This window comes from Billgrantia lactosivorans (assembly GCF_003254665.1).
GTDB lineage: Bacteria > Pseudomonadota > Gammaproteobacteria > Pseudomonadales > Halomonadaceae > Halomonas > Halomonas lactosivorans.
The window spans coordinates 1-14,930 of record NZ_QHGY01000008.1 but is presented as its reverse complement, the minus strand read 5'-3'; the positions used below and the strand labels follow the sequence as shown (position 1 = coordinate 14,930).

Sequence of the window (14,930 nt, the reverse complement as noted above, 5' to 3'; positions counted from 1 at the left end):
CACGCCATGAAAGCGACCCTGCGCCAGCGCCTCGATGGCTTCGTCGAGCGCTTCGAGGAGCTCGCCGCCTTGCTGGCGGAGCCCGAGGTGATCAGCGATCAGCCTCGCTTCCGCGACTACTCGCGGGAATACGCCGAGCTCGAGCCCCTGGCAGAGGCCTGGCGCGACTACCGCGCCATCGAGAGCGACCTCGAGGACGCCGCGCTGCTGGCCGAGGACAGCGACGCCGAGATGCGCGAGCTGGCCCAACTGGAGCTGGACGAGGGGCGCGAGCGGCTGGAGGCGCTGGAGGCGCGGCTCAAGCAGCTGCTGGTGCCGCGTGATCCCGACGACGGCCGCAACGTCTTCCTCGAGATCCGTGCCGGCACCGGCGGCGACGAGGCGGCACTGTTCGCCGGCGACCTGTTCCGCATGTACTCGCGCTATGCCGAAAAGCAGGGCTGGAAGGTCGAGGTGATCAGCGCCAGCCACGGCGAGCAGGGCGGCTACAAGGAGGTCATCTCGCGGGTCAAGGGAGAGGGGGTCTATGCCCGGCTCAAGTTCGAATCCGGCGCCCATCGCGTGCAGCGAGTGCCGGCCACCGAGTCGCAGGGTCGCATCCACACCTCTGCCTGCACCGTGGCGGTGATGCCCGAGGCCGACGAGGTCGGCGACGTCGACATCAATCCCGCCGACCTGCGCGTCGACACCTTCCGCTCCAGCGGCGCCGGCGGCCAGCACGTCAACACCACCGACTCGGCGATCCGCATCACCCACCTGCCGAGCGGGGTGGTGGTGGAGTGCCAGGAGGAGCGCAGCCAGCACAAGAACCGGGCCAAGGCGATGTCGCTGCTGGCTGCGCGGCTCAAGCAGAGCGCGGTGGAGAGCCGCCAGCGCGAGCAGGCCGACACGCGCCGCAGCCTGGTCGGATCGGGCGACCGCAGCGAACGCATCCGCACCTACAACTTTCCGCAGGGGCGTCTGACCGACCACCGCATCAACCTCACCCTCTACAAGCTCGGCGAGGTGATGGGCGGCGAACTCGACGAGGTGCTCGACCCGCTGATCCAGGAGCACCAGGCCGAGCAGCTCGCGGCGCTGCAGCAGGAGGCCTGATGCGCCTCGATGCGCTGCTGGCCCGGGCGACCGAGCGCCTGGCGCGCGCGGGCTCGTCGAGCCCCCGGCTCGACGCCGAGGTGCTGCTGTGTCATGTGCTGGGTGTCGATCGCACCTGGCTCTACACCTGGGGCGACCGGCCCGCGACCCTGTATTCGTGGGCCCGCTTCGAGGCCCTGGTGGCGGCCCGCGCGGCGGGCCAGCCGGTGGCCTACCTGACCGGCGAGCGTGATTTCTGGGGGCTTTCCCTGGCCACTTCGCGGCATACCCTGATCCCGCGGCCCGATACCGAGACCCTGGTCGAGGTGCTGCTCGACCTCGCGGTGGCGCCGACGGGGCGTCTGCTCGACCTGGGCACCGGCACCGGCGCCATCGCGCTGGCCTTCGCCAGCGAGCGCCCTGCCTGGCAGGCGTTCGGCGTCGACCGCGTGCCCGAGGCGGTGGCGCTGGCGCAGGCCAACGGGCGTCGGCTGGGCATCGCCAATGCGCATTTCCTGCTCAGCGACTGGTTTGCCGCCCTCGTCGGGGAACGCTACCGCCTGATCGCCGCCAACCCCCCCTATATCGATGCACAGGATCCGCACCTGGCGCAGGGCGACGTGCGCTTCGAGCCCAGCAGTGCCCTGGTGGCGGGCGATGCGGGGCTGGCCGACCTGCGGCATATCGCCGAGGGCGCGCTGGGCCACCTCGAGGCGGGCGGTTGGCTCGTGATGGAGCACGGCCACGACCAGGCGATTGCCGTCCGCGGCCTGCTGGAGGGCTGCGGCTATGGCGCGGTGGCCAGCCGGCGGGACCTGGGCGGACGGGAGCGGGTCACGCTCGGCCAGCGGCCGTGGCAGCGTTGAGGGCGGCGTATTGGAGGGGGCGTGAAGGCTGTGGTACACCTGTTCAGGAAATAATTCCAAATGTCGGCATGTTTGTGCGACCGAACACCAGCAGCGCTCCTGATTGCCGCGCTTTTTCAGGTCGATCTGCTGTCATGGCGACGCTTCATTCACTCTGATTCGGCTGCCCACGACACCATAATGAAAACCAAGACCCGCTCGCTCGACCGTATCGACCTCAAGATCCTGCGCTGCCTGCAGGACAACGCCCGCATCTCCTACGTCGACCTGGCCGCCCAGGTCGGGCTCTCCACCACCCCGTGCCTGGAGCGCGTCAAGCGCCTCGAGAAATCCGGCGTCATCCGCGGCTACAAGGCGATACTCAATCCCCGCGCGCTCAAGGCCAACCTGCTGGTGTTCGTCGAGATCAGCCTCGAGACCCAGTCACCGGCGGTGTTCGACGAATTCCGTCGTGCCGTGTCGCGGCTGCCGCAGATTCAGGAGTGTCATCTGGTCTCGGGGCAGTTCGACTACATCCTCAAGTGCCGGATCCCCGAGATGTCCGCCTACCGCCAGCTGCTCGGCGACGTGGTACTGACCCTTCCCGGGGTCAAGGAGTCGAAGAGCTACGTGGTGATGGAGGAGGTCAAGGAGGAATTTTCGCTCTACGTCCCCGACATCGAGGAGCTCGAAGGCAAGTAATGGCCATGAACGACGAGGCGCTGCTGCGCTACAGCCGGCAGATCATGCTGGAGGCGATCGACATCGAGGGCCAGGAGCGCCTGCTGGCATCGCGTGCCCTGGTGGTCGGCGCCGGCGGGCTGGGCTCGCCGGTGGCGCTCTACCTGGCCGCCGCCGGCGTCGGTCACCTGACCCTGGCCGACGCCGACGAGGTCGAACTCTCCAACCTGCAGCGCCAGATCGCCCACGGCATGGCCGACCTGGGGCGCAACAAGGCGTGCTCCGCCCGCGACGCGGCCGTGGCGCTCAACCCCGGCTGCGAGGTTCGCGTGATCGAGGCGCATCTCGACGAGGCGGCGCTCGATGCGCTGGTGAGGGAGGTCGACCTGGTGCTCGACTGCACCGACCGCTTCTCCAGCCGCTATGCGGTGAATGCCGCCTGCCAGCGTGCCGGGGTACCGCTGGTATCGGGGGCGGCGATCCGTTTCTCGGGACAGCTGGCGGTATTCGACCCGCGCGATGCCGCCTCGCCCTGCTACGCCTGCCTCTACCCGCCGGGCGAGGGCGGCGATGAAGCGCTGAGCTGCGCGGAGAGCGGCGTGGTGGCTCCGCTGGTGGGGCTGATCGGCTGCTTCCAGGCGCTCGAGGCGGTCAAGCTGCTCAGTGGCGCCGGTACGCCGCACCGCGGCCTCTCGACCTTCGATGGGATGAGCGGGCAGTGGCGTCATTTTCAGGTACCGCGGGACCCCGCCTGTGCGGTGTGTGCCTTGCGCTGATGGGGCGGTGGTTGTCATTACTTTACAAGCATGGATCAACCGCTAGCGCCGGAAGCGACCTGCCGATCCTGGAAAGTGCTTGCAATCACCTTTCAGTGCTCGGGTTTTGTGCCGGCTCGGAGGTGGGTGCGGGGCTCGGCCTGCCGGTTTTGTTATTGAATACTTGACATTCCCCGTCGATTTGATGCCAGACTAATCGCAGCCGAGGAGCTGGTTCACCGCATCAGGAACGCGCCGCATGGCCACTGCCGCCCAGACCGACAGACCCGCATCCTACTACCGCGATTCGATCGCGGTGCGTCCCGAGCAGGCCTGCCCGCCGCTCGAGGGCGATCGGCGTGTCGACGTCTGCGTGATCGGCGGCGGCATCACCGGCTGCTCCGCGGCGCTGCACCTGGCCGAACGCGGCTACAGGGTGGCGCTGCTGGAGGCCCGCGAGATCGGCTTCGGTGCCTCGGGCCGCAGCGGGGGCCAGATCCTGCCCGGCCTTGGTACCGACATCGCCACCGTGGAGCAGGCGCTGGGCCGCGAGCACGCCCGTGAGGTGTGGGAGCTGAGCCGCGAGGCGGTGCGCCTGACGGCCACGCTCATCGAGCGCCATGCGATTCCCTGCGACCTCGCCTGGGGCTATCTGCACGCCGCGGTGAAGCCGCGCCACGTGCGCGAGCTGCGCCAGTTCCAGGAGCGCCTGGCCCGCGACTACGGCTACGAGGCGCTCGACTGGCTGGAGGGCGAGGCGCTGCGCGAGCGCGTGGTCACCGACGCCTACCCGGGGGCCCTGTTCGAGCGCGAGGGGGGGCACCTGCACCCGCTCAACTACACCCTGGGCCTGGCGCGGGCGGCGCAGCGGGCCGGGGTGACGATCCACGAGCACAGCCCGGCCCTGGCCATCCGCCGCGGCCAGCCCGCCGACGTGACGACGCCCCGGGGGCAGGTCTCGGCCGACTTCGTGGTGGTGGGCGCCAATGCCTACCTGGGGCGCCTGCTGCCCGAGCTGGAGGGGCGCATCATGCGCGCGGCCAACTACATCGTCGCCACCGAGCCGCTGGGCGAAGAACGGGCGGCCCGGGTGCTGCCAAAAAACGATGCCCTGTCCGACGCCAACTTCGTCCTCGACTACTACCGTCTCTCGGCCGACAAGCGGCTGATCTATGGCGGGGAAGTCAGCTACGATGGCCGCGAGCCGCGCGGCCTGCAGCGGCGCATGGACGCCAAGATCGCGCGGCTGTTTCCGGCGCTTGAGGGGGTGCGCATCGATTACCGCTGGGGCGGCGACGTGGCGATCACGCTCAACCGCGCACCGGACTTCGGCCGCCTTGGCCACAATGTCTACTATGCCCAGGGTTACTCGGGACACGGCATGGCGCTGGCCGGGCTGGCGGGGCAGCTGGTCGCCGAGGCCATCGGCGGCCAGAGCGAGCGATTCGATGCCTTCGCCGCCATGCCCCATCGTCGCTTCCCCGGCGGCGAGCGCCTGCGCACGCCGCTGCTGGTGCTGGCCACCGCTTTCTACAAGCTGCGCGACCGACTATAACGAACGTGACGCCCGGGACGGGCCGCAATGAGGTTCCCATGAAAGACCTGGAAAGCTGGCTGAAGGAGCGACGCATCACCGAGGTGGAGTGCCTGGTCAGCGACATCACCGGCATCGCCCGTGGCAAGATCACGCCGGTCTCGAAGTTCATGGCCGAGAAGGGCATGCGCCTGCCCGAGAGCGTGCTGCTGCAGACCGTGACCGGTGACTACGTCGAGGACGAACTCTACTACTCGCTGCTCGACCCGGCCGACATCGACATGCTGTGCCGGCCCGACATCTCCGCGGTCTATCCCGTGCCCTGGGCGCTCGAGCCCACCGCCCAGGTGATCCACGACTGCTACGACAAGATGGGCAACCCCATCGAACTCTCCTCCCGCAACCAGCTCAAGCGGGTCCTGGCGCTCTACGCCGAGCAGGGCTGGAAGCCGGTGGTGGCGCCGGAGATGGAGTTCTACCTGACCAAGCGCTGCGAGGACCCCGACCTGCCGCTGTTGCCGCCCATCGGCCGCAGCGGACGCCAGGAGACCGGCCGCCAGTCGTTCTCCATCGATGCGGCCAACGAGTTCGATCCGCTGTTCGAGGACATGTACGACTGGTGCGAGGTCCAGGGGCTCGACATCGATACCCTGATCCACGAGGAGGGTACCGCCCAGATGGAGATCAACTTCCGTCACGGCGACCCCCTGGTGCTGGCCGACCAGGTGTTCCTGTTCAAGCGCACCCTGCGCGAGGCGGCGCTCAAGCACGATGTGGTGGCCACCTTCATGGCCAAGCCGATCACCAACGAGCCCGGCAGCGCCATGCACATCCACCAGAGCGTGCTGGATGCGACCACCGGGAAGAGCGTGTTCGCCAACGAGGACGGCTCGATGAGCCAGCTGTTCCTCCACCACATCGGCGGCATGCAGCGCTTCATTCCGGAGGCGCTGCCGCTGATGGCACCCAACGTCAACTCCTTCCGCCGCTTTCTGCCCGATACCTCGGCGCCGGTCAACGTCGAGTGGGGCGAGGAGAATCGTACCTGCGGGCTGCGGGTGCCTGACTCCTCGCCGCAGAACCGGCGCATCGAGAACCGCCTGCCCGGCGCCGACGCCAACGCCTACCTGGCCATCGCGGCGAGCCTGCTGTGCGGCTACCTGGGCATGGTGCAGCAGCTCAACCCCTCCGCGCCGGTCCAGGGGCGGGCGTTCGAGCGGCGCAACCTGCGCCTGCCGTTCACCCTCGAGCAGGCGCTGGAGCGAATGGAGAACTGCCGTGATCTCGAGCGCTACATGGGGCATCGCTTCGTGACCGGCTACGTCGCGGTCAAGCGGGTGGAGAACGAGAACTTCAAGAAGGTGATCAGTTCCTGGGAGAGGGAGTTCCTGCTGCTGAGCGTATAGCGGGGAAGAGAATGCCCGGCCGGCGCAGTGGCCGGGCTTGCGACAACAATACGAACAAGAGGTGTCATCATGTCATGTCAACGCAAACTGACGCGGGCCGTTGCGCTGTGCTCACTGGGGCTGGCCGCCACCGCCGCCCAGGCCAACGAGGTGCGGGTCTACAACTGGTCGGACTACATCGCGCCGGATACCCTGGAGAAGTTCACCGAGGCGACCGGCATCGAGGTGATCTACGACGTCTACGACAGTAACGAGGTGCTCGACGCGGCGATGCTCTCGGGCCGCTCCGGCTATGACGTGGTGGTACCTTCCAACCACTACCTGACCCGCCAGGTCAGCGCCGGGGTCTACATGGAGCTGGATCACGACAAGATCCCCAACATGGAGCACCTCAACCCCGAGCTGATGGATGACCTGGAGTCGATCGACCCCGGCAGCCGTTATTCGGTCCCCTACATGTGGGGCACCAATGGCATCGGCTACAACGTCGAGCGGGTCACCGAGATCCTCGGCGACGACGCGCCGCTCGACTCCTGGGCGCTGATCTTCGACCCGGAGGTGACCGCGGCGCTGAACGAGGGGGGCTGCGGCATCGCCATGCTCGACTCCGGCGACGAGATGCTCTCGCCTGCCATGGCCTACCTTGGCCTTTCCCCGCTGTCGGAAGAGTCCGAAGACCTCGAGGCTGCCGGCGACCTGATCGCCGCGGTGCGCGACAACATCACCTACTTCCACTCATCGCGCTACATTTCGGACCTGGCCAACGGCGACATCTGCGTGGCGGCAGGCTACTCCGGCGACATCTTCCAGGCCGCCGACCGCGCCGAGGAGGCCGGGCGCGACTTCGAGATCGCCTACGCGATTCCCAAGGAGGGCGCGGCGCTGTGGTTCGACATGATGGCGATTCCCGCCGACGCGCCGAACCCCGACAACGCCCACGCCTTCATCAACTTCATCCTCGAGCCCGAGATCGCCGCCGAGATCACCGAGTACGTGGTGTACGCCAACCCCAACATCGCGGCCAATGAGTTCCTCGACCCCGACATCCTCAACGACCCGGCGGTCTATCCCGACCAGGAAGTGATGGACAATCTGTATGTCGCCGAGGAGAAGCCGCTGGCGGTGCAGCGCGTGCGCACCCGCGTCTGGAACCGGGTCAAGTCCGGCATGTGACGCTTCACGCCGGCCCGGCCGGGCCGGCCCTTCCTTCCTCTCGGTCGAGGAGACGCCCTGATGTCGCAATCCCAGTCCCAGGCCGCCGCGACGTCGCGACGAACCGTCGAGCGGCCGGCCACCGATGCCGCGGTGGGCAAGCCGCGCGCGGCCCGCGAGGAGTCGCTGATGGAGATCCGCCGCGTCAGCAAGCGCTTCGATGGCGTGCTGGCGGTGGACGACGTCAGCCTGTCGATCCGTCGCGGCGAGATCTTCGCGCTGCTGGGCGGCTCCGGCTCGGGCAAGTCGACCCTGCTGCGCATCCTCGCCGGCTTCGAGAAGCCCAGCGAGGGACAGGTGGTGCTCGACGGCGAGGACATCACCGCGATGCCGCCCTATGAACGGCCGATCAACATGATGTTCCAGTCCTATGCGCTGTTCCCGCACATGACGGTGGCCCAGAACATCGCCTTCGGCCTCAAGCAGGACAAGCTGCCGCGCCGCGAGATCGACGAGCGCGTGGCCGAGATGCTCAAGCTGGTGCACATGGAGGCCTATGCCCGGCGCAAGCCGCACCAGCTCTCGGGCGGCCAGCGCCAGCGCGTGGCCCTGGCGCGCTCGCTGGCCAAGCGCCCCAAGCTGCTGCTGCTCGACGAGCCGATGGGGGCGCTGGACAAGAAGCTGCGCACCGAGATGCAGCTCGAAGTGGTGCGCATCCTCGAGCGGGTGGGCGTCACCTGCATCATGGTCACCCACGATCAGGAGGAGGCCATGACCATGGCCGACCGGGTGGCGATCATGGCCGATGGCTGGATCGCCCAGGTGGGCACGCCGATGGACGTCTACGAGAGCCCGGCCAACCGCATGGTGGCCGAGTTCGTAGGCACCGTGAACCTGTTCGAGGGCGAGATCGTCGTCGATGAGGCGGACCACTGCGTGATCGACAGTCCGGCGCTGGGGCGCTCGATTCGCATCGATCACGGCGTCAGCACCCAGGCCGACGAGCGCCGCGTATGGGTGGCCGTGCGTCCCGAGAAGACCTGGCTCACCCGCGAGCGCCCGGCGGGCGAGGACAACTGGGCGGCCGGCACCGTCGAGGACATCGCCTATCTCGGTGGCTTCTCGGTCTACTACGTACGCATCGACAGCGGTCTGCTGGTCAAGGCCAGCATGGCCAACACCGAGCGCCGCGGCGACCGACCGCGCTGGGACGAGCCGGTGTACATCCACTGGGACGCGCACAGCGCGATCGTGCTGCACGACTGAGCGACTGACGCCGGGAGACCTGCATGACTAACCTCACCGTTCGCCTGCGGCGGCGGCTCAAGCCCGGGCGTGGCTGGGTCATCGCCGTGCCGCTGCTGTGGCTGACCCTGTTCTTCCTGCTGCCGTTCGGCATCGTGCTCAAGATCAGCCTGTCCGAGGCGGCCATCTCGATACCGCCCTACGGCCCCATCTTCGACTACGCCAACGAGACGTTGAACGTCATCGTCACCTTCAGCAACTACCTGTTCCTGACGACCGACACGCTCTATGTCTCGGCCTACTGGGGCTCGGTGAAGATCGCGCTGCTGGCCACCGTGCTGTGCCTCGCGCTCGGCTATCCCATGGCCTACGCCATGGCCCGGGCGCCGGCGCGCTGGCAGCTGGTGCTGCTGCTGCTGGTGATGCTGCCGTCGTGGACCTCGTTCCTGATCCGCGTCTATGCCTGGATGGGCATCCTCAGCAACAACGGGCTGGTCAATAACTTGCTGCTGTGGGCGGGGTGGATCGATTCGCCGATCCGCATGCTCAACACCAACTTCGCCGTGATCCTGGGGATCGTCTATGCCTACCTGCCGTTCATGGTGCTGCCCCTCTATGCCAACCTGACGCGCCTCGACGGCTCGCTGCTGGAGGCGGCCGCGGATCTCGGCTCGCGCAAGTTCAATACCTTCCTCAAGGTGACCCTGCCACTGTCCAAGGGCGGCATCATCGCCGGCTCGATGCTGGTGTTCATCCCGGCGGTGGGGGAGTACGTGATACCCGAGCTGCTGGGCGGGCCCAATACGGTGATGATCGGCAAGGTGCTGTGGGAGGAATTCTTCCACAACCGCGACTGGCCGGTGGCCTCGGCGCTGGCGATGGTGATGCTGGCGATCCTGATCGTGCCTATCGCGCTGTTCCATCGCTACCAGTCGCGCGAGCTGGAGGAGTGACCATGCGCAAGCCATCCTTCACCACGCTGATGCTGATCGCCGGCCTGCTGTTCCTCTACCTGCCGATGGTCATCCTGGTGGTCTACTCGTTCAACTCGTCGCGCCTGGTGACCGTGTGGGCCGGCTTCTCGGGGCGCTGGTACCTGGAGCTGCTGCGCGACCGGCAGATCCTCGCGGCGGTCTGGACCAGCCTGCGCATCGCCTTCTTCTCCGCCTCCATGGCGGTGTGCCTGGGCACGCTGGCCGCCTTCGTGATGGTGCGTTTCGCACGCTTTCGCGGCAAGACGGCGCTCTCCAGCATGGTCACCGCGCCGCTGGTGATGCCCGAGGTGATCACCGGCCTGTCGCTGCTGCTGCTGTTCGTGCACATGGCGCAGCTGGTCGGCTGGCCGGCGGATCGCGGCATGGTCACCATCTGGATCGCCCACACCACCTTCTGCAGCGCCTACGTGGCGGTAGTGGTCGCCTCGCGCCTGCGCGAGGTGGATCTCTCCCTCGAGGAGGCCGCCCTGGATCTTGGCGCGCCGCCGGTGCGTACCTTCTTCCAGATCACCCTGCCGGTGATCGCGCCGGCCCTGGCGGCGGGCTGGCTGCTGGCCTTCACGCTGTCGCTCGACGACCTGGTGATCGCCAGCTTCGTCTCCGGCCCCGGTGCCACCACGCTGCCGATGGTGGTGTTCTCCTCGGTGCGCATGGGCGTGTCGCCCAAGATCAACGCCCTGGCCACGCTGATCATCCTGGCGGTGTCGCTGGCCACCTTCATCGCCTGGTACCTGATGCGGCGCAGCGAGGCGAGACGGAGGCAGGCGATGCTGCAGGACATGACCGCTGGAAGGTAACTCTTTTCTTTGAGCATGAGGTAGTTATGTCGACCCAAGCCAACACAGAGCATGTGGCGTCGTACTATGCGGCGACGGCCAATTCGTCGCCCGAGCGTCCCGCCCTGGTCGGCGACATCGACTCCGAGGTGTGCGTGGTGGGGGCCGGCTTCACCGGCATCTCGGCGGCCCTGCACCTGGCCGAGCAGGGGCGGGAGGTGGTGGTGCTCGAGGCCGCCCGAGTCGGCTTCGGGGCCTCGGGGCGCAACGGCGGCCAGATCGTCAACAGCTACAGCCGCGACATGGACGTGATCGAGGCCCGTTACGGCGCCGAGACCGCCCGGGCACTCGGCGACATGGCCTTCGAGGGAAACCGCATCATTCGCGACCGCATCGGGCACTACCGCATCGCCTGCGACCTGAAGGACGGCAACCTGTTCGCCGCCTGCAACCGCAAGCAGCTCGAGGGCCTGCGCGAGCACAAGGCGCTGTGGGAGCGCTACGGCCATCGAGAACTGGAGCTGCTGGAGGGCGAGGCGTACCGGCGCGAGGTCGGCAGCGAACGCTACGTGGGCGCGCTGGTGGATCACTCCGGCGGCCACCTGCATCCACTCAACCTGGTGCTGGGCGAAGCCGCGGCGTTCGAGTCGCTGGGCGGCACCGTGCATGAGCGCTCGCCCGTCACCGAGATACGCCACGGCGAGACGGTGACGCTGCGTACGCCGCACGGCAGCGTGCGCGCCCGGCGGGTGGTGATGGCCGGCAACGCCTACCTGCAGGGGATCCTGCCGGAGCTGGAGAGCAGGTCGATGCCCTGCGGCACCCAGATCATCACCACCGAGCCCTTGCCGGAGCCGCTGCAGCGCGAGCTGATCCCCCACGACATGGCGGTGGAGGACTGCAACTACCTGCTTGACTACTACCGCTTCACCGCCGACGGCCGCCTGCTCTACGGCGGTGGCGTCAACTACGGTGGCCAGGACCCGGCGGACATCGCCGCGGTGATCCGTCCCAAGATGCTCAAGACCTTTCCGCAGCTGGACGAGGTACGCATCGACTACGCCTGGAGCGGCAACTTCCTGATGACGCTCAGTCGCCTGCCGCAGTTCGGCCGCCTCAACGGCAACGTTTACTACGCCCAGGGCTACTCGGGACACGGCGTGACCTGCTCGCATCTGGCGGGGCGGCTGATCGCCGAGGTGATGCGCGGCGAGAGCCAGCGCTTCGATGCCTTCGCCGGCCTGCCGCACCTGCCGTTTCCCGGCGGCAGGCTGCTGCGGGTGCCGCTCTCGGCGCTGGGGGCCTGGTACTACGCGACGCGGGATCGGCTCGGCTGGTGAAGTGTCGCCCGCGGCAGACAGCGGGTCAGAAATTGTGGAACCCGCTGCGCTGCGCTTAACGCCGGCCGAGCGCGGCGTATACTGAAACCATTCCCGGGCGGCAAGGAGTCGCCGCCCTCGCGTCTCTTCTCTTGCACATCGTTTCGAGCCGAGCCCTATAAGCCCGGGGCGGCATATCGCCCTGCAGGAGGAGCGTCATGAACAAATCGATCGTGATCGGAACGACCTTGAGCGTGCTGGGTCTCGGCGGCCTGGGCTTCGGCGCCTGGCAGGTCCAGCAGCAACCCGGTGAGAGCGGGCCGCAGTTCGCCGAGGTCGTAGCGGTGGAGCCGGTGACCCGTAGCGTCGAAACGCCGCGCGAGGTATGCGAGGACGTGGTGGTGCACCAGCAGGCCCAGGCGCCCAGCCGCGACCCGCATCGCATTGCCGGCACCGCGGCGGGGGCCGTGGTGGGTGGCCTGCTCGGCAACCAGGTGGGTGGCGGCAGCGGCAAGACGCTGGCCACCGTGGCAGGTGCGGTCGGCGGCGGCTTTGCCGGGCGCGAGATCCAGGGACGCATCGAGGCCAACCAGACCCAGACCTATGCCACCACGCAGCGCCAGTGCCACACGGTCACGGACAGCTCGGAGGAGACCGTCGGCTACGACGTGACCTGGCGCCACGGCGAGACGACCGAGGTCTCGCGGCTCGATCACCGCCCCGAGGGCAACCGCGTGCTGCTGGAGGAGGGCCAGCCGCGCTGGGACCTGCCGCTGGCCAGCGCCGACGGCTGACGCCCACCGCAACGTCCGCACTCTTCCGTGCCCCGCAAGCAGCGCCCCGACCCCGGTCGGGGCGCTGCTGTCCGTGGCCACCGTGGCCACCGTGGGCGCCGTCTGTCAGACGTGGCGCAGATACCAGGCGTACTCCAGCTGGCTGACCGCCTGCAGGGCCAGGGCGCGCTCGGCCCGCCGGTTGGCGACGAAGACGCGCACGAAATCGCGGCCCAGGGCGTCGCCCAGCGGCTCGCTTGCCTCCAGCAGGTCGAGGGCCAGGTGCCAGCTGTTGGTCAGGCTGGGCTCGAACTGCTCGTAGGCGTTGCCTTCGACGGGGGCGGGCGGCACCAGCTGCTGGGCAATGCCATGCTCGATGCTCGCCAGCATGACCGCCAGCAGCAGGTAGGGATTGACGTCGGCGCCGGCGACACGGTGCTCGATGCGCCGGGCGTCGTTGTCACCCGAAGGGATGCGCAGGGCGACCGAGCGGTTGTCGAAGCCCCAGGCGGGCGTCATGGGCACGTAGAGCCCGGGCTGGAAGCGGCGGAACGAATTGAGGTTGGGTGCGCAGACCGCCATCGAGGCCGGCATCAGCTCGAGCAGGCCGGCGACGGCCTGGTGCAGGGTCGGGGAGCCCAGGGGGTCGCCGTTCTCGGCGGCGAAGACGTTACGCCCGCGGTCGTCCAGCAGGCTGAGGTGCACGTGGGTTCCGCTGCCGGCCTCGAGGCCGTAGGGCTTGGCCATGAAGGTCGCCTCGAAGCCATGATGAAGGGCCACGCCCTTGATCAGGCGCTTCAGCAGCACGGCGCTGTCGCACGCCCTGAGCGCATCGTCGCAGTGGCCGAGGGTGATCTCGAACTGGCCCGGGGCGCACTCCTTTAGCGCCGTGTCCAGCGGCAGGTTCTGGCGGCGGGCCGCATGCTGGACCTGCTCGAGGAAGTCGGCGTACTCGTCGAGCTCGTCGATCGAGTAGAGCTGGCTCTGGGTGGCGCGGTCGCCGTTGCGAGGCGAACGCGGTGGCTGGATCAGCCCCTCGGGGGTGCGCTGGCGATCCACCAGGTAGAACTCCATCTCCACCGCCGCCACGGGGGTCAGGCCACGGCGACGCAGCCGCTCCAGCTGGCGCGCCAGGACCTGGCGGGGATCGGCGAAGAACGGCGTCTCGTCGGGCTCGACCATGGTCATCAGCAGCTGTGCCTGGCGCCCTTCGCGCAGCCACGGCGTCGCTACCAGCGAGCCCGCCAGGGGGCGGCAGATTCGGTCGCTGTCGCCAGTGGCGAGTCCCAACCCGGTGGCCTCGATGGTGTGCCCATGGATGTCCAGGGCGAACACCGAGGCCGGCAGGTTGATGCCCTGGCGGCAGACCTTGCCCAGATTGTCGCGGGGGATGCGCTTGCCGCGCATGACGCCGTTGAGATCGCTGATCAGCAGGTCGATGCTGTCGATGGCGGGATGGCGCTCGAGGAACTCGCGGGCCTGGTCGGCGCTGAGCCACGTCATGGCGTTACCTGCAGGTTGTCGGTGGATGGCCAGGGTATCTTTCTCATCTTTCGTTGAGACGCATTTGTTGTCAAATCCTTTACGGTGGTCTCCCGGGGGAGAAATGTTAGGCTGTTCGAAAGCCTCGCCCAGGTTATGCATTGTTGACGCAAGCATGACGCTAGCTGAATCTTTCTTCCTGCGGGAATGGAAAGTTTAATCAACACCTGTCTTCGCCGGCGCAGGGCCACCAAGCCTGCCCCGAAGGGACATCGCCGGTCGCCGGGAGGAGCGCTGCGCAGCCATTGGCGGCCCTCGGGAACCGAGCAAGAGCGGCGCGTGTACACTGAAATCTGCCGGCGGCCTTGCACGGCCGCCCGGGGCGACCGCGCAAGCACCGGCGCCTGAGCCACCCACCACAGAGGAGTCACCATCGTGAGCCGTCCGCCATCCCCCCGCACCCTGGCCGACTGGCAGGCCCGGGCCGCCGAGCTTTCTTTCGAATCGCGGGCCTTCATCGACGACGCCTTCGTCGCTGCCGAGAGCGGCGACACCTTCGAGTCGCGCAACCCGGCCACCGGCGAGATCCTGGCCCAGGTGGCGAGCTGCGACGAACCCGACGCCGCGCGCGCCGTGGCGGCGGCGCGCCAGGCCTTCGCCGGCGGCGAATGGTCGCGGCTGGCGCCGGGCAGGCGCAAGAAGACCCTGCTGCGCCTGGCCGACCTGATGGAGGCCCACAAGCACGAGCTGGCGCTGCTCGACACCCTCGACATGGGCAAGCCCATCTCGAGCTCGCTGGGCGACATGAATGGTGCCATCGGCTGCATTCGCTACCAGGCCGAGTGCATCGACAAGCTCTACGGCGAGGTGGCGCCCACCGGTGAGGAGACCCT

At 68.1% G+C, this 14,930-nt stretch carries 14 protein-coding genes; 13 read left to right on the top strand and 1 reads right to left on the bottom strand.

Annotated elements, in window-relative coordinates; genetic code table 11:
- Positions 1-6 precede the first annotated feature (6 nt).
- The 12 genes from prfA (at position 7) to DIS04_RS15035 (ending at position 12,576) form a co-directional block, all read left to right on the top strand.
- The gene (gene prfA, locus DIS04_RS15090) at positions 7-1,095 is read left to right on the top strand and encodes a peptide chain release factor 1 (protein ID WP_111414620.1); all 1,089 of its coding nucleotides are present in this window, start codon (positions 7-9) and stop codon (positions 1,093-1,095) included.
- Positions 1,095-1,940 carry a peptide chain release factor N(5)-glutamine methyltransferase gene (gene prmC, locus DIS04_RS15085; protein ID WP_111414619.1) on the top strand — a complete coding sequence of 282 codons (846 nt, stop codon included), beginning with the start codon at positions 1,095-1,097 and terminating at the stop codon, positions 1,938-1,940. The genes prfA and prmC overlap by 1 nt, the downstream gene beginning before the upstream one ends.
- Before the next feature lie 180 nt (positions 1,941-2,120).
- Positions 2,121-2,621 (top strand): winged helix-turn-helix transcriptional regulator, encoded by a 501-nt coding sequence (locus DIS04_RS15080; protein ID WP_111414618.1) that lies wholly within the window; start codon positions 2,121-2,123, stop codon positions 2,619-2,621.
- Between the two features lie 5 nt (positions 2,622-2,626).
- Positions 2,627-3,376, top strand: coding sequence for a HesA/MoeB/ThiF family protein (locus tag DIS04_RS15075; protein ID WP_111414726.1), 750 nt, complete (start codon positions 2,627-2,629; stop codon positions 3,374-3,376).
- 238 nt (positions 3,377-3,614) lie between these two features.
- A complete protein-coding gene (locus DIS04_RS15070; protein ID WP_111414617.1) occupies positions 3,615-4,910 on the top strand; it encodes an NAD(P)/FAD-dependent oxidoreductase in 1,296 nt (431 codons plus the stop codon).
- Positions 4,911-4,948: 38 nt separating this feature from the next.
- On the top strand, positions 4,949-6,295 hold the full coding sequence (locus DIS04_RS15065; protein ID WP_111414616.1) for a glutamine synthetase family protein: 1,347 nt from the start codon (positions 4,949-4,951) through the stop codon (positions 6,293-6,295).
- Between the two features lie 69 nt (positions 6,296-6,364).
- The gene (locus DIS04_RS15060) at positions 6,365-7,468 is read left to right on the top strand and encodes a polyamine ABC transporter substrate-binding protein (RefSeq protein ID WP_111414615.1); all 1,104 of its coding nucleotides are present in this window, start codon (positions 6,365-6,367) and stop codon (positions 7,466-7,468) included.
- Positions 7,469-7,528: 60 nt separating this feature from the next.
- Positions 7,529-8,713 carry a polyamine ABC transporter ATP-binding protein gene (potA, locus tag DIS04_RS15055; RefSeq protein WP_111414614.1) on the top strand — a complete coding sequence of 395 codons (1,185 nt, stop codon included), beginning with the start codon at positions 7,529-7,531 and terminating at the stop codon, positions 8,711-8,713.
- Between the two features lie 23 nt (positions 8,714-8,736).
- On the top strand, positions 8,737-9,645 hold the full coding sequence (locus DIS04_RS15050; RefSeq protein WP_111414613.1) for an ABC transporter permease subunit: 909 nt from the start codon (positions 8,737-8,739) through the stop codon (positions 9,643-9,645).
- A gap of 2 nt (positions 9,646-9,647) precedes the next feature.
- Positions 9,648-10,484 (top strand): ABC transporter permease subunit, encoded by an 837-nt coding sequence (locus DIS04_RS15045; protein WP_111414612.1) that lies wholly within the window; start codon positions 9,648-9,650, stop codon positions 10,482-10,484.
- A 26-nt stretch (positions 10,485-10,510) separates the two neighbouring features.
- Positions 10,511-11,803 carry an NAD(P)/FAD-dependent oxidoreductase gene (locus tag DIS04_RS15040; protein ID WP_111414611.1) on the top strand — a complete coding sequence of 431 codons (1,293 nt, stop codon included), beginning with the start codon at positions 10,511-10,513 and terminating at the stop codon, positions 11,801-11,803.
- A gap of 197 nt (positions 11,804-12,000) precedes the next feature.
- Positions 12,001-12,576, top strand: coding sequence for a glycine zipper 2TM domain-containing protein (locus tag DIS04_RS15035; RefSeq protein WP_111414610.1), 576 nt, complete (start codon positions 12,001-12,003; stop codon positions 12,574-12,576).
- A 105-nt stretch (positions 12,577-12,681) separates the two neighbouring features.
- Here the strand turns inward: DIS04_RS15035 and DIS04_RS15030 are convergent, their stop codons facing one another.
- Positions 12,682-14,058, bottom strand: a complete 1,377-nt coding sequence (locus tag DIS04_RS15030) for a glutamine synthetase family protein (protein ID WP_111414609.1) — start codon at positions 14,056-14,058, stop codon at positions 12,682-12,684.
- Between the two features lie 414 nt (positions 14,059-14,472).
- On the opposite strand from DIS04_RS15030, the gene DIS04_RS15025 reads away from it, so the two are divergent.
- The coding region (locus tag DIS04_RS15025) for an aldehyde dehydrogenase family protein (protein WP_162623095.1) at positions 14,473-14,930 on the top strand (458 nt) is incomplete at its 3' end.